Here is a 17,901-nt window from a genome sequence, read left to right on the forward strand (position 1 = left end):
CGGACGTCCCCGCCGCCGTCGCTCCCCGACGGGTCGCCCCCCGTGGCACCCGCCCGGGGAGGCGCTCCCGAAGAAGGTGCCCCGTGACCCGCTCGACCGGCCCCGCGCTGCTGGAGCGTCCGCGCACCGACGAGGCCGCCACCGGCGCCATCGCCGCCGTCCCCGCTCCCGCCGAGGTGGTCGGCGAGACCCCGGGGACGCCGGCCGCGGAGACCCCCGACGCCGGCGAGCGACCCGCCCCGGTCCGGCGTCGCGCCGTACCCCGCCCGCCGGGCCGGCGCGGCCCCGTGTGGCTGGCCGCGCTCGTCGCGGGCGCCGTCGTCGCCGCCCTGCCGAGCACCCTGGGCGGCGACACGGCCGGGTTGTCGGGGAGCGCCGCCGACTACGGCCTGGGCGTCGCCTCCGACACCGGGTTCAGCGGCGACCTGGAGGACGCCGGCGTGCGCCGGGGCATCACCGAGGCCGAGGCGCAGGCCCGGCTCGGCGAGCTGGCCGCCTCCCGCGCCGCCCGGGAGCCCGAGACGGTGCTGCCCGCGCAGGGCCGGCTCACCACCTGCTTCTGCATGCGCTGGGGCACCATGCACTACGGGCTCGACCTCGCCGGCCCGCTCGGCACGCCGATCCACTCGGCCACCGACGGCGTCGTCCTCCGCGCCGGCCGCGCCTCCGGGTACGGCAACGCGGTCTACATCCAGGACCCCGACGGCAACGTCCACGTCTACGGCCACATGCGCTACTACGACGTCGAGGCCGGCGACCTCCTGCACGCGGGTGACCAGATCGCCAAGATCGGCAACGAGGGCCAGTCCACCGGCCCGCACCTGCACTACCAGATCCACCGCGGCGGCATGAGCGGCCGCCCGATCGACCCGCAGGAGTGGCTCGCCGAGCACGGCGTCACCGTCTGACCCGTCGGCTCCCGGCCGACCCCCGCCGACCGGCCCTCCGGGGCCGCGTCCCGGCGAACTGCGGGACGCCGGCGGTATCAGCGGGCCGTCCCGCCCCTCCGTCCCTGTGTGCACGCCGCACCGGCGTGAACGGAGGGAGGTCGGCCCGTGCCCCACCGTCCCGACCCGCGGCGTCCGTCCGACGGGGGTTCCTGCGCTGCCGGTCCCGCGCCGAGGACGAGGAGGCTCTGGTCCGGGTCGAGGGGGCCGACCGCCTCCCGACCCCACCCCCGGGCGGCGGTCGGCCGCCGTCCCGAGCCGGACCGGGACGTCGTGGAGGAGCCGTGATCGGACGACGAGACCCCCGACCCCACGGCCGCCCCGAGCACGTCGAGACCGTCGTCGTCGGTTCGGGGTTCGGCGGTTCCGTCGCGGCGTACCGCGCGGCCGAGGCCGGCTCCGGCGTGCTCGTCCTCGAGCGCGGGAAGGCGTACCCCCCGGGCAGCTTCCCGCGGACGCCCGCCGCCATGGGGCGCGCCTTCTGGGACCCCGGCCGCGGCCTGCACGGGCTGTTCGACGTGTGGACCTTCCGCGGTCTGGAAGCCGTGGTGGCCAGCGGTCTCGGCGGTGGGTCGCTCATCTACGCCAACGTCCTGCTCCGCAAGGACGAGAAGTGGTTCGTGCGCGAGTCGCCGCTGCCCGGCGGGGGCCACGAGCACTGGCCGGTGAGCCGGGCGGACCTCGACCCGCACTACGACCGGGTGGAGCGGATGCTCGGCGCCACGCCGTACCCGTATCCCGACACCCCGAGGACGCGGGCGCTGTGGGACAGCGCGGAGCGTCTCGGGCTGCGCCCGCAGCTGCCCCCGCTGGCGGTGACCTTCGCCGCCGAACCCGGCGGGCGGCCGGTCCCCGGCGCGCCGATCCCCGAGCCGGCGCACGGCAACCTGCACGGGCTTCCCCGCCGCACCTGCCGGCTGATCGGCGAGTGCGACGTCGGCTGCAACGAGGGCGCGAAGAACACCCTCGACCACACCTACCTCTCCGCGGCCGTGCACCACGGCGCCGAGATCCGGACCCGCTGCGAGGTCCGCGACCTCGTCCCGCTGCCCGGCGGCGGCTACGAGGTCGGCTACGTCGTCCATGAGGAGGCCGACGAGGGACGGCGGACGCGGACCGGCGCGCTCCCCGTCCACCGGGTCACCTGCGACCGGCTGGTGCTGGCGGCCGGCACGCTCGGCTCCACCTTCCTGCTGCTGCGCAACCGGGCCGCCTTCCCCGGCCTCAGCGGGGCCCTGGGCGCGCGGTTCTCCGGCAACGGTGACCTGCTGACCTTCCTGGTCGGCGCCTCGGACCCGGCCGCGCCCGACGGCCACCGGCGGATCGAGGCCAGCCGCGGTCCGGTCATCACCACCGCGATCCGGGTCGGCGACGCGCTCGACGGGGACGGCGCCACCGGACGCGGCTTCTACGTCGAGGACGCCGGCTACCCCGCGTTCGCCGACTGGCTGGTCGAGTCCAGCCAGCTGCCCGGCAGAGCCCGCCGGCTCGCCCGCTTCGCCCTCGCCCGTGCCCGGGCGCGGCTGCACGGCTCACCGCGGAGCGGCATCTCCGCCGACGTGAGCGCGCTGATCGGCCCCGGCCGGCTCTCCGACGGCTCCCTGCCCCTGCTCGGCATGGGCCGCGACGTCCCGGACGGCGTGCTGCGGCTGCGGCGCGGGCACCTCGCCGTCGACTGGACGACCGCCACCTCCCGGGACTACTTCGAGCGGGTCCGCGGCACCATGCGGGCGATCGCCGACGACCTCGACGCCGACTTCCGCGACAACCCGCTGTGGTGGACCCGCCGGGTCGTCACCGTGCACCCGCTCGGCGGAGCGCCCATGGGCCGTTCCGCGCGGGAGGGCGTCTGCGACTCCCACGGCGAGGTGTTCGGCCACCCGGGGCTGCACGTCCTCGACGGTGCGCTGCTGCCCGGACCCGTGGGGGCCAACCCGTCGTTGACGATCGCCGCGCTCGCCGACCGCGCCTGCGACCGCATCCTGTCCGGCCGGGGGACCGCCGCCGCGCGGAGGAGCCCGTCGCCGTCCCCGGACAGCACCGACCGGCCGGCCGGTCCACCGTCCCCCGGCGCGACCAGCCTGTCCTTCACCGAGGAGATGAAGGGCTTCGTCGCCCTCGGCGCGACCGACCCCGGGTCGGGGGCCGCGCAGGGCCGACGGCTCGGCCAGCGCCTCGAGTTCCGCCTGACCATCACCGCCGACGACGTCGACCGCTTCGTCGCCGACCCGGCCCACCAGGCCACGGCGACCGGCTCCGTCGACAGCGACGTCCTCGGTGGCCGGCTGCCGGTGGTGCGGGGGTGGTTCAACCTGTTCACCCGCGACGACGACCCGTCCCGGCGCAGGATGCTCTACCGGTTGCACATGACCGACGGCGGCGGCGACCCGCTGACCCTCGTCGGGCACAAGGACGTGCACGACGACCCCGGTCTCGACGTCTGGCGGGACACCTCGACGCTGTACCTGCGGGTCCTCCGCGGCCACGTCGAGCCCGCCGACGACGCCACGGCACCCGTGGTCGGCGCCGGGGTCGTCACCATCCATCCGGCCGATTTCGCCCAGCAGCTGACGACCTTCCGGACGACGGGACCGCACGGGGCGGAGGCCCTGGCGTCCTTCGGCCGGCTGTTCCTCGGCCAGCTGTGGCAGGTCTACGGCCGCCGTCTCGAGGTGGTGACGACGTGAGGGTCGGTGAGCTGCGCAGCCAGCACGAGGAGGAGCTCGGGTTCCGGCCGGAGGACGCGGTCCGCTGGCTGTCGCCCGCCGAGCTCTGGCGGGCCGGCGTCAAGGTCGTGCTGTCGTCGGTGTTCGCCAGCTACGCCGACAAGCGCGAGGTGCAGGCCGGCCTCGCCGTCCCGAAGCTCCTGCGCGTGGCCCCCACCGCCCGGGACGGCGACGCCGGCGGCGACGTGTGGGTGGACTTCGTCGCCGACCTCGGCGACGGCTTCGACGCGACCTACACCGTCGCCTCGCTGCTCGCCGCCGACCAGCTCCGACCGGAGGGCAGGGACGGGACGGAGGTGCTCCCCCGTGGCTCCCTGCTCGTGCTCGGCGGCGACGAGGTGTACCCCACCGCGTCGGCGCGCGAGTACGAGAACCGCATGAAGGGGCCCTACGCCGCCGCGTTCCCCCGCGACCGCGTCGCCGAGCGGGACCGGCCGTTGATGGTCGTCCTGCCGGGCAACCACGACTGGTACGACGGGCTCACCTCGTTCCTGCGCTTCTTCACCCAGGAGCGGCCGATCGGGGGGTGGCGCACCGAGCAGAAGCGCAGCTACTTCGCCGTCCAGCTGCCGCACCGGTGGTGGCTGCTGGGGCTGGACAGCCAGTTCAGCAACGACCTCGACGAACCCCAGCTCCAGTACTTCGAGCAGCACGTCTCGGCGCACCTGCAGCCGGGTGACAGCGTGATCCTCTGCGCGGCCACCCCGACCTGGGTGCACACGGCGGACGAGGACCCTGACGCCTTCAACTCGCTGCACTGGTTCGACCGCCACTACATCCGCGAGCGGCCGGACGGCTCCGGCGGCCGCGTGTCCACCGGCGCCGCCGTGCGGCTGTGGATCACCGGCGACAGCCACCACTACGCGCGGTTCGCCGAGTGGCTGCCGGGTGACCCGGCCGACCCCGGGGACAGCCCCGCCCAGGAGGCGGACGCCGAACCGTCCCTGCGCCCCGACCCCCGGCGCCGGCAGATGGTCGTCTGCGGCCTCGGCGGCGCGTACCTCTCGGCGAGCCACCGGGTGCCCGAGCTGCTCCAGCTGCCGCCGACGACGGCGAAGATGCGGGAGAAGGACGCCCCGCCGCTGCGGTTCGCGCGCGCGGAGGTCTGCTATCCCGACCGCCGGACGTCGGCCCGCTGGGCGCGCCGGCTGGCCGCCCCGTGGTCCCGCTACTGGCTGCCGCGGCGCAACCCGGGGTTCGGCACGATCGCGGCCGGGGTGCACCTCGCGCTGTTCCTGACCCTCGGCGCGCTGCTCGGGCTCGTCAGCGGCCGCGACCCCGTCTCCGCGGTGCGGGAGGCCACCGTCGGGGACGCGCTGCGGCTGGGCAGCCAGGTGGGAGTCGCCGTCGCCCTCGCACTCCTCGCGCCGTGGGTGCTGCGATCGGTGCGCGGCAGCACCTGGCGTCCCCCGTCGACGGCCGTCGCCGGCGTGCTGCTCCAGGTCGTCGTCGCCGGTGCGGCGTTCGTCGCGGCGGTCGCCGTCACCGGGGAGACGTGGCCGGGTTGGGTCGTCGTGGCCGCGGGGTCCGCGTGGGCCGCGGCGGTCGGCTGGGTGCTGGGCAGCGAGGCCTTCGCCGGGTACGTGCTCCTCGCCCGCTCGGGCCAGGTGTTCGGCTGGCAGATGTCCGGTCAGTCCGTGGAGGACAACAAGGGCTTCCTGCGGATGCGCATCGACCCGACCGGCCGGCTCACGCTCTTCCCCCTGGTCGTGGACGAGGTCTGCCACGACTGGGCGGTCGACCCCGACCCGCGGACGCACCCGGAGGCGACGAGCAGGCGACCGGTCCCGGCCCGGGCCCTGCCGGTCCCCCGCCTGCTGGAGGACCCCATCGAGATCGACCCCACGACGGCGGCGGCAGCGGCCCGGGTTCCCGTCCCGGGCAGCACCGCTGCGCCCCGGCCACCCGAACAGCAGGACCGCTCGACCACAGAGAAGGGAACCGTCCGTGCGTAGCATCCCGCTCTACACGCTGGAGGGGGTCCAGGACGCCGAGGTCCGGCCCTACTCCTTCTCGACCGAAGACGGGCTGGGGCTCAGCATGCTGCGCTTCAGCCGTGGCACCGACGCCGGCGAATCGGTGCTGGTCATCCACGGCCTGACGACGTCGAGCGACATGTTCATCATGCCGGAGCACCGGAACCTGGTGACCCACCTGCTCGACTCCGGCTACCGGGACGTGTGGTGCCTCGACTTCCGGATGAGCAACCGGTACTCCTACAACCTCTTCAAGCACCGCTACACGATGGACGACGTCGCGCTGTTCGACTTCCCGCCGGCGGTCGAGCTGGTGCGGCGGGAGAACGGCGGCCGACCGATCCACGTCATCTGCCACTGCCTCGGCTCGGTGTCGTTCATGATGAGCCTCTTCGGCGGCGCGGTCGACGGGATCGCCAGCGTGATCGCCAACAGCGTCGCGCTGACCCCGCGGGTGCCCGGCTGGTCGCGGGTCAAGCTCGGTGTCGCGCCGTTCCTGGTCGAGACCGTCCTGGGCCTGCCCTATCTGAACCCGCGGTGGAACGAGGACCCGGGCCTGTCCAGGGGCAAGCTGTTCTCCAAGGTCGTCTCGCGGTTCCACGGCGAGTGCGACGAGCCCGACTGCCACATGCTCAGCCTCATGTGGGGCACCGGCTGGCCGGCGCTGTACAGCCACGAGAAGCTCGCCGAGGTCACGCACCGGCGCGGCGGCGACCTCTACGGGGCGACGAGCATGAACTACTACCGGCACGTCCTCCGTATGGTCCGCGCCGGCCGGGCGGTGAAGATGCACCCGGACGACCCGACCCACGACCGGCTCCCCGACGACTACCTCGCCCGCGCGGCCGACATCCGGACCCCGGTGCTGCTGGTCACCGGTGACCGGAACCGGGTGTTCACCGACTCGAACATCGTCTGCCACCAGGAGCTCGAGCGCCGGGCACCCGGCCGGCACGAGCTCGCCGTGCTGCCCGGCTACGGCCACCAGGACCCGTTCATGGGGGCGCACGTCGCGGAGGAGGTCTTCCCCACGTTCGTCGACTTCCTCGACCGGCACCGCACGGCCACCGCGAGCGCGGTGCAGCCGTCACCCGCCGGGACCGGACAGGTGGCACCGGCGATGACCCCTGCCGGCTGACGCCCCGCGCCCGGGGACTCAGCCGTCCCCGGGCCGCTGCGGACCGGGCGGTACGGCGCAGACCTCCGGGTTCGTGAAGAAGCCTGGCAGCAGCGCGAGGATCGTCCCGGTCAGGACGTCGTCCCCGGTCGAGAGCTGCGCCGGCGACCCCATCGCCCGGGCGCGCAGCCGGGCACCCTCCGCGACGGCGTCGAAGACCTCGGCGACGTCGGACCAGGCGTACCCGGGGCGCAACCGGAGGCCGTAGCGGTCCGCGAGGAGCTGGTAGAGCCCTGCCCAGTGCGTGATCCAGTGCTCGTACCGTGCCGTGAGGAAGCCCTGCACTCGTGGGTGGTTCGGCAGGGCGACCCAGACGACCGTCTGCAGGCTCCACAGCGGGTCCCCGGTCGTCAGAGCCATCGCGCGGTCGACGAGCCGGCGGACGAACTCGCCGAAGGAGGCGTCCTCGGGGATCTCCCGGGCGGCCTCGGCCACGTCCCGGACGGCCTGCTCCAGCAGCGCCGGCCGCAGCAGGTACGCGATGAGGTCCTCGGTGTAGCGGCTCTTGTACCGCCATCGGTCCCGGAACATCCCGACGGTGAGCATCCTGGGGTGGTCCCGGTGGGCGTCCTCCTGCTCGGCGCGTTCGACGAGCCGCGCCTGGGACAGCCCCGTGAACAGGCGGGTGCCGGCGTCGTGGTCGTCGAGCAGGTCAGGGCCCCGGTGGTCGAGCAGGTCGTCGCGCAGCAGGTGCAGCCCGAGCTCGAGGAACGCGCGGGTCTCCGGGCTGTTCGCGATCTTCGCGCGCGTTCCCGGCCGGGCGTCCGCGGCGACGTTGGTCAGCACGGGCGCCAGGTCGTCCACGGGCCTGTCGGCCACGGGCATCGGCGCCTCCCGGACACGACGGACGCTCGACCCCCAGCGTAGGACCTCCAGCGCTGGAGGTGTCAGGACCGCACCCGTGGACGTGCCCGCCCACCCCGACGGTGGCGGCTGCGCCCTCCGCGCCACATGGGCTTGGACGTGCCGTGCCGGTCGACCGGACGGTGGTCCCACCACACGCGGACGGCAGCGAAGGACCGACATGTCCGATCACGAACGCGGCCTCGGACTTCCGCAGCCGCACGACCCCGCCCCCGCGGCGGAGCCGGACGTCCTGCCCCCGCCGGCAGGCGGGGAGCCCGACCTGGCGGCGCTCGTCACCGCCGCCAGGGAGGGCGACGAGGCGGCCTGGAGCCGGCTCGTCGAGCTCTTCACCCCCCTGGTGCGCGCGATCACCCGCGGGTACCGGCTCGGCGACCGCGATGCCGAGGACGTCGGCCAGGTGGTCTGGTTGCGTCTCGTCGAGCACATCGATCGGCTCCGGGTCCCGGAGGCGCTGCCCGGCTGGATCGCCACGACGGTCCGCCACGAGTGCGCGCGGACGACCCGCGGCAACCGCCGGGTGCTTCCGGTCGACCCGCTCGACGACTGGGTGCCCCCGCTCACGAACGACCACCCCGACGTCGACGCCGACCTGCTGCACGCCGAGCAGGTCCGGGCCGTGCGGGTCGGGCTCACCGACCTGCCCCCGGCGCAACGCGACCTGCTGCTCCTCCTCGCGACGGACCCGCCGCCCAGCTACCGGGAGATCAGCGCGATGCTCGACATGCCGATCGGCAGCATCGGCCCGACCCGGGCCCGCAGCCTGGCCCGGCTCGGTGCGACGCCGGCCGTCAGCGAGTACCTCGGCAACGGATCCCGCGAGCACGCGCGGCGCACGTGCGCGGCGTGACGGCTGGGGCCTCCTCGGCCGGGTGCGCGGTCTCTGCCGGCGCGGCTCCACCGGCGGGTGGCCGCGGCCCGGTCGGGCCCTACAGCTTGACCAGGGGCGCGTAGCGCAGCACCAGGCGCTTCGTGCCGCCCGAGCCGAAGTCGACCGTCGCCTGGGCCTTGTCCCCGACGCCGTTGACCTCGACGACGGTGCCCAGCCCGAAGGCGTCGTGGCTGACCCGGTCCCCGACGTCGACCGAGATCACCGCCCGGTTCCCCGCACCGCCGCGCAGCCCGCCGGTGGACAGCCCGGTGGCCGCCACCCGCTGCTGCGCCGACCGGTAGCCGGTGCTCGGCGCCGGCGTCGGCTCCTTGCCGGCCCACCGCACGGTGTCCGGCGGCAGCTCGTCGAGGAAGCGGGACGGCGGGTTGTAGGCCGGCTGCCCCCAGCTCGTGCGAACCGTGGCGCGGGAGATGAACAGCCGCTGCTGCGCCCGCGTGATGCCGACGTAGGCCAGCCGGCGCTCCTCCTCCAGCTCGCGCGGGTCCCCGAGCGCGCGCAGGTGCGGGAAGACGCCGTCCTCCATGCCGGTCAGGAAGACGACCGGGAATTCCAGGCCCTTGGCCGTGTGCAGGGTCATCATCGTGACGACCCCGGCCTCGTCCCCGGCGACGGGGATCTGGTCGGCGTCGGCTACCAGCGAGACCTGCTCGAGGAAGTCGGTCACCGAGCCGCCCGGGTTCGCCGCCTCGAACTCCGCGGCCACCGAGATGAGCTCGTTGAGGTTGTCGACGCGGCCCTCGTCCTGCGGGTCGGTGCTGGCCTGCAGCTCGGCGAGGTAGCCGGTGCGGTCGAGGATGCTCTCCAGCAGCGCGGCCGGCCCGGAGCCGGTCTCGGCCAGCTGCTCGAACTCCTCGAGCAGCGCGACGAACTCCTGGACCGCCTTGAGCGACCGCGGTGCGAGGCTGTGCACCTCCGGGCACCGGCGCAGCGCCGAGCCGAACGCGATCCGCTCCCGGTCGGCGAAGGACTCGATGCAGGACTCGGCCTTCTCACCGATGCCGCGCTTGGGCACGTTGATGATGCGGCGCAGGCTGACGACGTCGGCCGGGTTGGCGACCAGCTTGAGGTAGGCCAGCGCGTCGCGGACCTCCTTGCGCTCGTAGAAGCGCACCCCGCCGACCACCTTGTAGGGCATGCCGACGCGGATGAACACCTCCTCGAAGACACGGGAGGCGTTGTTGGTCCGGTAGAAGACCGCGATGTCCTTCGGCTTGGCCTCCCCCTCGTCGACCAGCGCATCGATCTGCTCGGCGACCCAGGCGGCCTCGTCGTGCTCGTTCTCGGCGACGTAGCCCTCGATCAGCTCGCCGTCACCGGCGTCGGTCCACAGGTTCTTGGCGCGGCGGCCGGTGTTCTTCGAGATGACCTGGTTGGCCGCCCTGAGGATGCGCTGCGTGGACCGGTAGTTCTGCTCCAGCAGGATCGTCGTGGCCTGCGGGTAGTCGCGCTCGAACTCGTCGATGTTGCGGATCGTCGCGCCGCGGAAGGCGTAGATCGACTGGTCGGCGTCCCCGACCACGCACAGCTCGGCCGGCGGCACCGGCCCCTCACCCGTGCCGACCAGCTCGCGGACCAGCACGTACTGCGCGTGGTTGGTGTCCTGGTACTCGTCGACCAGCACGTGCCGGAAGCGGCGCCGGTAGTGCTCGGCGACGTCCGGGAACGCCTGCAGCAGGTTGACCGTCGTCATGATGAGGTCGTCGAAGTCCAGCGCGTGCGCCTGGCGCAGCCGCTGCTGGTAGAGCGTGTAGGCCTCGGCGAGCACCTTCTCCGGCGCCGTCCCCGGGACGTAGCTCTCCTCGTCGACGAGCTCGTTCTTCAGGTTCGACACCTGCGCGGCCAGGCTGCGGCCGGGATAGCGCTTGGCGTCGAGGTCCAGGTCGCGGGCGACCATCGTCATGAGCCGGACCGAGTCGCCCTGGTCGTAGATCGTGAACGAGGACTTCAGGCCCAGCTTGGCGGCCTCGGCGCGCAGGATGCGCACGCACATCGAGTGGAAGGTCGACACCCACATCGCCCGGGCGCGCGGGCCGACGAGCGCGGCGACGCGCTCCTTCATCTCCCCGGCGGCCTTGTTGGTGAAGGTGATCGCCAGGACCTCGCCCGGCTGCACGCCGCGGGCGCCGAGCAGGTAGGCGATCCGGTGGGTGAGCACCCGGGTCTTGCCGGAGCCGGCGCCGGCGACGATGAGCAGCGGGCCGCTCTCGTGGACGACGGCCTGGCGCTGCGGCCCGTTGAGGCCGGCGAGCATGCGGTCCAGCTCCCGCCCCACCTGACCGGACGCGGAACGCTGGAGGGACGCGGTGCCGGGGATGGCCTGCTGGACGCTCATCCCGGGGTCCCCACGGAAACGTGGAGCGCCAGCGGAGCGTTTTCGTGGGGTGCGTTCATGACCACACCACTGTAGTTCGGTCGGGTGACACGGCCCGCCCGCGGACCGCCGTCCTCCGGGTCGTGCTGGCCACCCGCGCCGGCCCTGTGGCAGACTCCCCGGCGTGCTGCTCGCCACCGTCAGCTTTTACTACGGCCACCGGGATCCGGTGTCCGTCACCGCTGGCTGAGCAACCGCCGCAACAGACGCCCCGGGCCCAAGGAGCCCGGGGCGTTTCTCGTTCCCGGGGTCCGACGGCCACCGCCCCGCCCCGGAGGACCCCGATGACCGCCACGCTCCCCACCACCCCCACCGCCGACGAGCGCATTGCCGAGCTGCGCGGGCAGATCGACCAGTGCGACGCCGAGATCATCGCGCTGGTGCACCGCCGGCTGGCCGTGTCGCAGGAGATCGGTGAGCTGCGCCGCGCCACCGGCGGCACCCGGCTCTCGCTGGCCCGCGAGAAGCAGGTGCTCGCCCGCTTCTCGGCCGCGCTGGGCGGGGACGGCGCCGCGCTCGGCATGCTGCTGCTGCGCCAGGGCCGCGGCCGTCTCTAGAAGGACCACCCTTCCCCCCACGCTTCGCACGCTCGGCGCGGGTCCCTGAAGGGTGGCCGTTCCATCACCTCAGCTGCGGCGCTGGTCGGCCGGCGGGAGGTCCGCGTGGCGGTGCACCAGCCACCAGTCGTCCTCGATCCGCCGATAGACGTGCGTGACCCGGATCGTCATGGGCCGGGCATCCCCGCCGTCGACGCGCACCGTGCCGTGCTCGGAGCCGACCGTGTAGGCGAGGTCGCCGCTGACCTCGACCACCTCGTACCGCGGCACGAGCTCACCGTCGCTGAACCGGCTGCCGACCCACTCGAAGGTCCGTGTGACGGCGTGGTGGCCCTTCTCGATCGGACCCCAGGCGCCGAACAGGGTCACGTCGGCGGAATCGGCCCAGCAGGCCGTGTAGGGGCCGGGGTTTCCGGCCGCCATCGCCGCCAGCCCGTCGGCGACCCGCTCCAGAGCCCGGGACAGTGCGGCGTCCATGCCCTCTCCCCCACTCGGGTGTGCCGCCGTCGAGCCCGGGCGGCACCGGCAGGGCCAGCATGCGACCGCGGGTCCGCCCGCGGAAGGTGCCACCGACCCGGTCCCGGCCGGCATGTCACGTCCGGGGTCGCCGTCCCGTCTCCATGAGCACCGCACGGAGAGGACGACGACCATGGCCCGCATCCCGCTCGACCCGCCCCGCACCCGGCTGTACCGCCTCGCCGAGTGGTACGCGCGCCGGACCTACGGCGTGGTGCCCGACCCGCTCGCGGCCATGGCGCACCACCCGCGCGTGCTCCTGACCGACGTCCGCTTCGAGACCTCGCTCGCCCGGTGGAACCGACTGGACCGGACGCTGAAGGCCCTCGCCGTGATGGCCTCCGCCGTCTCCATCGGCTGTTCCTGGTGCGTCGACTTCGGGTACTGGATCAGCAGCCAGGAGGGGGTGGACCCCGCGAAGCTGCGTGCCGTGCCGCGCTGGCGGGACAGCGACGTCTTCACCGACCTGGAGCGGCGGGTGATGGCCTACGCCGAGGCCGTGACGGCGACGCCGGTGGCCGTCACCGACGAGATGGTGGCCGACCTGCGTCGCGATCTGGACGACGCACAACTGGTCGAGCTGACCATGATGGTGGCCGTGGAGAACGTCCGGTCGCGGTTCAACAGCGCGCTCGGGCTGACGAGCCAGGGCTTCCGGGACCGCTGCGACGTACCGGCCACGGCATGACCGACGTCCTGACCCCCTTCGACCGCCACCGGCGCCTGCTGTTCACCGTCGCCTACCAGATGCTGGGCAGCGTCGCCGACGCCGAGGACGTCGTCCAGGACGCCTGGCTGCGCTGGTCGGCGGCCGACCGGTCCGACGTCGCCGACCCGCGGGCCTATCTGGTGCGGATCACGTCGCGGCTGGCCCTCGACCGGCTCGACTCCGCCCGCAGCAGACGGGAGAGTTACGTCGGGCCGTGGCTGCCCGAGCCGCTGCTCACCGGTCGGGACCCCGTCGCGGGTGCTCCTCCGCCACCGGACCCGGACGACGCGGCGGTGCTGGGGGAGCAGGTCTCACTCGCTCTCCTGGTGGTCCTCGAGACGCTGTCCCCGACCGAGCGGGCGGTCTTCGTCCTCAGGGAGGTGTTCGGGCTGCCGGCGGCGGAGGTGGCCGCGATCCTGGGCCTCGGCGAGGCGGCCGTCCGGCAGACCGCGCACCGGGCGCGCGAGCACGTGCAGGCCCGGCAGCCGCGCTTCGACGCCGACCGGTCCGCTCAGCGGGTGGTCACCGAGCGCTTCCTCGCCGCCTGCGCCGGCGGGGACGTCGAGGCCCTCCTCACCGCACTCGCGCCGGACGTCGTCCTCGTGACCGACGGCGGGGGCCGGGCGAAGGCGGCGCTGCGGCCCATCGTGGGCGTGGACAAGGTGGTGCGCTTCCTGCTGGCGACCGCTGCCGAGGGCTTGTCCATGCCGCACATGCACGTCGAGGTCGCCGACGTCAACGGCGCCCCCGGCGTCGTCGCGTGGGTCCGCGGCGCGCCGTTCCTGGCGATGTCGCTGGTCGTGGCCGACGGGCTCGTCGAGCAGGTGCTGGTCGTCCGCAACCCGGAGAAGCTCGGCGGCCTGCCGACGACGGCGACGGGAGGCGACATAGGCTCGCGCGGGTGACCTCACCGCAGTCCCGCAGGCCCGCCGAGTTCGTGGAGCGCGCGCTGTGCGTGCTCGCCCACCCCGACGACATCGACTTCGGCAGCGCCGGCACGGTGGCGACCTGGACGGCCGACGGCACCGAGGTCACCTACCTGATCGTCACCGACGGGGACGCCGGCGGGTTGGACGACACCCCCCGCGACCGGATGGGGCCGCTGCGCCGGGCCGAGCAGGAGGCGGCGGCCAAGGCGGTCGGCGTCACCGACGTACGCTTCCTCGGCTACCCCGACGGCCGGCTCGAGCTCACCCTCGACCTGCGCCGCGACATCAGCCGGGTGATCCGCCAGGTCCGCCCGCAGCGGGTGCTCACCAGCTCCCCCGAGCGGGTGTGGGACCGGATCGGGGCCAGCCACCCCGACCACATGACCGTCGGCGAGTCGACGCTGCGCGCCGTCTACCCCGACGCCCGCAACCCCTTCGCCTTCTCGGAGCTGCTCGCCGACGAGGGCCTCGAGGCCTGGACCGTCTCCGAGGTGTGGCTGACCGCCAGCCCGCGCACCGACCACGTCGTCGACGTCACCGACGTCGTCGAGCTGAAGTTCGCCGCGCTGAAGAGCCACGTGTCCCAGGTCGGCCACATGGACGACCTGGAGCAGTTCGTCACCGACTGGATGCGCCAGAACGGCCGCCGCCTCGGCCTCCCGCAGGGCCGGCTCGGCGAGGCGTTCCACGTCGTGCACACCGCCTGAGAGCCAGCCGAAACCGAAGCGCAACACGCCGCGCCCGAACGGAAACACCGCGCACGTAGAACTCGCCCGACTGCCGATCCGAGCACCGGGAGAGCACGTGACCCACACCCCGCACCACCTGCCCACCGGCCGCCCCGACCCGGTCGCCGCCGCCGAGCTGCTGGAGCGCGGCCTCGGCCGGCGCGCCTTCGTCCGCGCCGCGCTCGCCGTGGGGGCGGCCACCGCCGCGGGCGTCGCCACCGCCGCGCCGGCGTCCGCGGCCCCGACCGCCCGGACGCGGCTGCCCGGGGAGGTCCTGCAGCCCGGGACGGGCCCCATCGACGGCCAGCACTACCTGCCCTCGCTGCCCGACCAGGTCTACTGGGGCTTCCTGCCGCGCGTGGGTGACCCCGCGGTCCTGCGGGTCCGCTCCGGCAGCACGGTCACCATCGACACGGTCAGCCACGAGGGGGTCCTCGAGGATCAGGGCCGCGACCCGGTGGCCTGGTTCGGCAGCAAGGGCGTGCCGCGCGAGCAGGTGCTCGACGACGCGGTGGCCGTGGCCCGCGAGTACGACCGGCACCCGCGCGACTTCGACGCGGACGGCCCGCACGTGGTCACCGGGCCCGTGTACGTCGAGGGTGCCGAGCCCGGCGACGTCCTGAAGATCGAGCCGCTGACCGCGCTGCCGCGGGTCCCCTACGGCGTCATCTCGAGCCGGCACGGCAAGGGCGCGCTGTCCTCCGGCTTCCGGACGCCCGCCGGTGAGCTCACCACCGAGGAGGTCATGCCGCCCGTCGCGACCGACAACCGGCCCACCCGGCCGGACGGGTCACGCGGCGGCGGCGATCCCACGAGGTACGGCAACGTCTCGACCTTCACCCCGCTCGGCAGCGGCCGCGGCGGAACGCCGGTCGCCACGCTCCCCGTCGGTCGGAACGGGCGGGTGTCGTGGCCTGTCTCGCCGTTCGCCGGCCTCATGGCGGTCGCCACGGTGCGTGACGCCGCCACGCTGAACGACCCGCTGGTCAATTCCATCCCGCCCACCCTGGGCGGCGGCAACATCGACGTGAACCTGCTGACGGTCGGCTCCGCGTTCTACGTGCCCGTCGTCGCGCCCGGGGCGCTGTTCTCGGTTGGTGACCCGCACATGTCCATGGGCAGCGGCGAGGTGGCGCTGACCGCCCTGGAAGGCTCGCTGCGGCTGACCTTCCGGCTCACCGTGGTCCCGAAGGGGTCGGGGAAGGCGCCGTCGGTCGCCTACCGCTACCCGTTCGGTGAGACGCCGGACGCCTGGGTGCCCATCGGGCTGTCGGACCCCGACGGTTCCCGCGGCGGGCAGGGGATCGACCTCGACGTCGCCAACCGACGGGCGACGCTCAACGCGCTGGACTTTCTGGAGACCGACCTCGGCATGGACCGGGTGACCGCCTACGCCTACCTCTCGGCGGCCGTGGACTTCTCCGTCTCGCAGGTGGTCGACCGGACCGTCGGGGCCCACGCGGTCATCCCGAAGAGCCACTTCCGCTGAGCCGTCCGCCAGATCTGCACACTCGTCGCCATACGGCACCTGATGCGCGCGAGTGTGCAGATCTCGCGGGGTGTCACAACAACCTGTTCGTGGCGGCCCAGCGGGTGAGCTCGTTGCGGTTGGACAGCTGCAGCTTCCGCAGGACGTTGGACGCGTGCGACTCGACCGTCTTCACCGAGATGAACAGCCGCGAGCCGATCTCTCGGTAGGTGTAGCCGCGGGCCAGCAGTTGCATGACCTCCCGCTCGCGGGCGCTGAGCAGGTCCAGGCCGGGGTCGGTGGCGGGGTCCTCGGGTACGGGGGCGGACGGCGTCGTCGCGGCGAAGGCGTCGAGCACGAACCCGGCGAGCCGCGGGCTGAACACCACGTCCCCGTCGGCGACGCGGGCGACGGCGTCCCGCAGGTCGGGCCCGGAGATCGTCTTGGTGACGTACCCCCGCGCGCCGGCGCGGATGACGGCGATGACGTCCTCGGCGGCGTCGGACACCGACAGCGCCAGCCAGCGCACCGACGGCAGCTCGGTGCGCAGCGTCTCCAGCACCGCCCGCCCGCCGCCACCGGGCAGGTGCACGTCGAGCAGGACGACGTCGGGCACGGTGGCCCGGATGCCCTCGACGGCTGTGTCGACGTCGGCGGCCTCGCCCACGACGTCCACCGCGCCGCCGAGCTCGGCCCGCACGCCGGAGCGCACCATCGCGTGGTCGTCGACGAGGTAGACCCGCGTGCTCACGCCGCCGCCTCCTGTCTGGGGAGGCACAGCTCCACCTCGGTCCCCTCCCCCGGCGCCGAGCGCACCGTCGCCGTCCCGCCCAGCCGGGTCAGCCGGCCGGTCACCGAGTCGCGCAGCCCGCGCCGGTCGCCGGGCACCGCGGCCGGGTCGAACCCGGCACCGCGGTCGCGGACGAAGACCTCGACCCGCTGCGGCGTCACCTCGGTGTACAGGTCGGCGGCGGAGGCACCCGAGTGTTTGGCGGCGTTGACCAGCGCCTCGCGGGTGGCCGCGCCGAGGGCGGCCAGTGCGTCGTCCAGCGAGGCGTCGCCGACGACGACCGACTCGACGGTCAGCGCATGGTCGGCCTCCACCTCGGCGACCATCCCGGAGACCAGCGCCGCCCAGGTGCCGCCGCCCGCGGCCGCGGCCGGCTCGTACAGCCAGGTGCGCAGCTCGCGCTCCTGGCTGCGCGCCAGCCGGGAGACCGCGGTCGGGTCGTCGGCGTGCCGCTGGATGAGGGCGAGGGTCTGCAGCACCGAGTCGTGCAGGTGGGCGGCGACGGCGGCCCGCTCCTCGGAGCGCACGCGAGCGGTGCGCTCGGCCTCGCGGGAGGCCAGCAGCCGGCGCCACAGCGGCGCGGTGGCCAGGCCGACGCCGGCCAGGATGACCAGGGTCGCGGCGAAACCGTTGCGGGCGTTGGCGAGCTGCCCGGTGGTGACCAGCAGCAGCACGACGCCGGCGATGCCGAGGAGCACCCCGCCGGCGAGCAGCCAGCGGACGCCGGGGCGGGACAGGGTGCGGTCGGTGTCCAGCTGTCGCCAGATGACGGTCAGCCCGACGCCGACCAGCAGCAGCGGCAGGACCAGGCTGCCGCCGCCCCAGCTGCCGAGCTGTGTCACCAGCACCAGCGCGCCGAGGCCGAGCAGCCCCAGGCCCAGCGTCTGCCGACGGCTGGGCTCCACGGTCGCCTCGTCCACGACCGGGGCGGCGTCGGCGTCGGCGACCGGCATGAAGAACCACAGCAGCGCGTAGGCGACGACGCCGATGCCCGTCGCCGCGAGCACGACGAAGGCGACGCGGACGACGAGCGGGTCGGCCCGCAGGTGCACGGCCGTCCCCGCGGCGACGCCGGCCAGCAACCGGCCCGAGCGCGGGCGCACCAGCGGCGGCCGCGCGGGCACGGGCAGGGTCGTCGTCACGGTGCTGATCGTCGCACCGCCGCGGCCCGCCCCGACACCAGGAACCACCCCGGTCGAGGGACGAGGGTCGGATGGGGGCGTTCCCTGATGGACCGCGTCCCCCGCCGCG

General features: G+C 74.3%; 15 protein-coding genes. 10 read left to right on the forward strand and 5 right to left on the reverse strand.

Features of this window, described 5'->3' with window-relative positions; translation table 11 throughout:
* Window positions 1–83: 83 nt before the first annotated feature.
* The 4 genes from BLW63_RS12735 (at window position 84) to BLW63_RS12750 (ending at window position 6,787) form a co-directional block, all read left to right on the forward strand.
* A complete protein-coding gene (locus tag BLW63_RS12735; RefSeq protein WP_091156503.1) occupies window positions 84–908 on the forward strand; it encodes a M23 family metallopeptidase in 825 nt (274 codons plus the stop codon).
* 323 nt (window positions 909–1,231) lie between these two features.
* Window positions 1,232–3,634 carry a GMC oxidoreductase gene (locus BLW63_RS12740; RefSeq protein WP_211517105.1) on the forward strand — a complete coding sequence of 801 codons (2,403 nt, stop codon included), beginning with the start codon at window positions 1,232–1,234 and terminating at the stop codon, window positions 3,632–3,634.
* The gene (locus BLW63_RS12745) at window positions 3,631–5,628 is read left to right on the forward strand and encodes a metallophosphoesterase (RefSeq protein WP_091156506.1); all 1,998 of its coding nucleotides are present in this window, start codon (window positions 3,631–3,633) and stop codon (window positions 5,626–5,628) included. Before BLW63_RS12740 ends, BLW63_RS12745 begins: the two co-directional genes overlap by 4 nt.
* A complete protein-coding gene (locus BLW63_RS12750; RefSeq protein WP_211517106.1) occupies window positions 5,621–6,787 on the forward strand; it encodes an alpha/beta fold hydrolase in 1,167 nt (388 codons plus the stop codon). Before BLW63_RS12745 ends, BLW63_RS12750 begins: the two co-directional genes overlap by 8 nt.
* Before the next feature lie 18 nt (window positions 6,788–6,805).
* On the opposite strand, the gene BLW63_RS12755 is transcribed toward BLW63_RS12750, so the two are convergent.
* Entirely contained in the window at window positions 6,806–7,651 is an 846-nt protein-coding gene (locus BLW63_RS12755; RefSeq protein WP_091156510.1) for a hypothetical protein, read from the reverse strand.
* Window positions 7,652–7,850: 199 nt separating this feature from the next.
* On the opposite strand from BLW63_RS12755, the gene BLW63_RS12760 reads away from it, so the two are divergent.
* Complete coding sequence (locus tag BLW63_RS12760; protein WP_091156514.1) at window positions 7,851–8,540, forward strand: RNA polymerase sigma factor; 690 nt, start codon at window positions 7,851–7,853, stop codon at window positions 8,538–8,540.
* Between the two features lie 79 nt (window positions 8,541–8,619).
* Here the strand turns inward: BLW63_RS12760 and pcrA are convergent, their stop codons facing one another.
* Window positions 8,620–10,914, reverse strand: a complete 2,295-nt coding sequence (pcrA, locus tag BLW63_RS12765) for a DNA helicase PcrA (RefSeq protein WP_091156517.1) — start codon at window positions 10,912–10,914, stop codon at window positions 8,620–8,622.
* Between the two features lie 323 nt (window positions 10,915–11,237).
* Between pcrA and BLW63_RS12770 the strand changes: the two genes are divergently transcribed.
* Complete coding sequence (locus tag BLW63_RS12770; protein ID WP_091156521.1) at window positions 11,238–11,510, forward strand: chorismate mutase; 273 nt, start codon at window positions 11,238–11,240, stop codon at window positions 11,508–11,510.
* A gap of 69 nt (window positions 11,511–11,579) precedes the next feature.
* Here the strand turns inward: BLW63_RS12770 and BLW63_RS12775 are convergent, their stop codons facing one another.
* The gene (locus BLW63_RS12775; protein WP_091156524.1) at window positions 11,580–11,987 is read right to left on the reverse strand and encodes a YybH family protein; all 408 of its coding nucleotides are present in this window, start codon (window positions 11,985–11,987) and stop codon (window positions 11,580–11,582) included.
* A 172-nt stretch (window positions 11,988–12,159) separates the two neighbouring features.
* Between BLW63_RS12775 and BLW63_RS12780 the strand changes: the two genes are divergently transcribed.
* The 4 genes from BLW63_RS12780 to BLW63_RS12795 all read left to right on the forward strand — a co-directional run bounded on the left by BLW63_RS12780 (window position 12,160) and on the right by BLW63_RS12795 (window position 15,881).
* The gene (locus BLW63_RS12780; RefSeq protein ID WP_091156527.1) at window positions 12,160–12,714 is read left to right on the forward strand and encodes a carboxymuconolactone decarboxylase family protein; all 555 of its coding nucleotides are present in this window, start codon (window positions 12,160–12,162) and stop codon (window positions 12,712–12,714) included.
* Window positions 12,711–13,640 (forward strand): RNA polymerase sigma factor SigJ, encoded by a 930-nt coding sequence (gene sigJ / locus BLW63_RS12785; protein WP_091156529.1) that lies wholly within the window; start codon window positions 12,711–12,713, stop codon window positions 13,638–13,640. Before BLW63_RS12780 ends, sigJ begins: the two co-directional genes overlap by 4 nt.
* Window positions 13,637–14,371 (forward strand): PIG-L deacetylase family protein, encoded by a 735-nt coding sequence (locus tag BLW63_RS12790; RefSeq protein WP_091156533.1) that lies wholly within the window; start codon window positions 13,637–13,639, stop codon window positions 14,369–14,371. Before sigJ ends, BLW63_RS12790 begins: the two co-directional genes overlap by 4 nt.
* A gap of 97 nt (window positions 14,372–14,468) precedes the next feature.
* Complete coding sequence (locus BLW63_RS12795) at window positions 14,469–15,881, forward strand: acetamidase/formamidase family protein (RefSeq protein ID WP_244522545.1); 1,413 nt, start codon at window positions 14,469–14,471, stop codon at window positions 15,879–15,881.
* Between the two features lie 73 nt (window positions 15,882–15,954).
* On the opposite strand, the gene BLW63_RS12800 is transcribed toward BLW63_RS12795, so the two are convergent.
* Both BLW63_RS12800 and BLW63_RS12805 read right to left on the reverse strand, forming a co-directional pair.
* Window positions 15,955–16,611: a response regulator gene (locus BLW63_RS12800; RefSeq protein WP_091156536.1), complete on the reverse strand. Its 657-nt coding sequence runs from the start codon at window positions 16,609–16,611 to the stop codon at window positions 15,955–15,957.
* A complete protein-coding gene (locus tag BLW63_RS12805; RefSeq protein WP_091156540.1) occupies window positions 16,608–17,792 on the reverse strand; it encodes an ATP-binding protein in 1,185 nt (394 codons plus the stop codon). Before BLW63_RS12805 ends, BLW63_RS12800 begins: the two co-directional genes overlap by 4 nt.
* Window positions 17,793–17,901 lie beyond the last annotated feature (109 nt).

Source organism: Geodermatophilus africanus, assembly GCF_900107105.1.
Lineage (GTDB): Bacteria > Actinomycetota > Actinomycetes > Mycobacteriales > Geodermatophilaceae > Geodermatophilus > Geodermatophilus africanus.

What these genes read in the sequence shown, in the direction of transcription:
- BLW63_RS12755 (WP_091156510.1), bottom strand. Translation starts at nt 7,651, where the DNA reads ATGCCCGTGGCCGACAGGCCCGTGGACGACCTGGCGCCCGTGCTGACC.
- BLW63_RS12760 (WP_091156514.1), top strand. Translation starts at nt 7,851, where the DNA reads ATGTCCGATCACGAACGCGGCCTCGGACTTCCGCAGCCGCACGACCCC.
- pcrA (WP_091156517.1), bottom strand. Translation starts at nt 10,914, where the DNA reads ATGAGCGTCCAGCAGGCCATCCCCGGCACCGCGTCCCTCCAGCGTTCC.
- BLW63_RS12770 (WP_091156521.1), top strand. Translation starts at nt 11,238, where the DNA reads ATGACCGCCACGCTCCCCACCACCCCCACCGCCGACGAGCGCATTGCC.
- BLW63_RS12775 (WP_091156524.1), bottom strand. Translation starts at nt 11,987, where the DNA reads ATGGACGCCGCACTGTCCCGGGCTCTGGAGCGGGTCGCCGACGGGCTG.
- BLW63_RS12780 (WP_091156527.1), top strand. Translation starts at nt 12,160, where the DNA reads ATGGCCCGCATCCCGCTCGACCCGCCCCGCACCCGGCTGTACCGCCTC.
- sigJ (WP_091156529.1), top strand. Translation starts at nt 12,711, where the DNA reads ATGACCGACGTCCTGACCCCCTTCGACCGCCACCGGCGCCTGCTGTTC.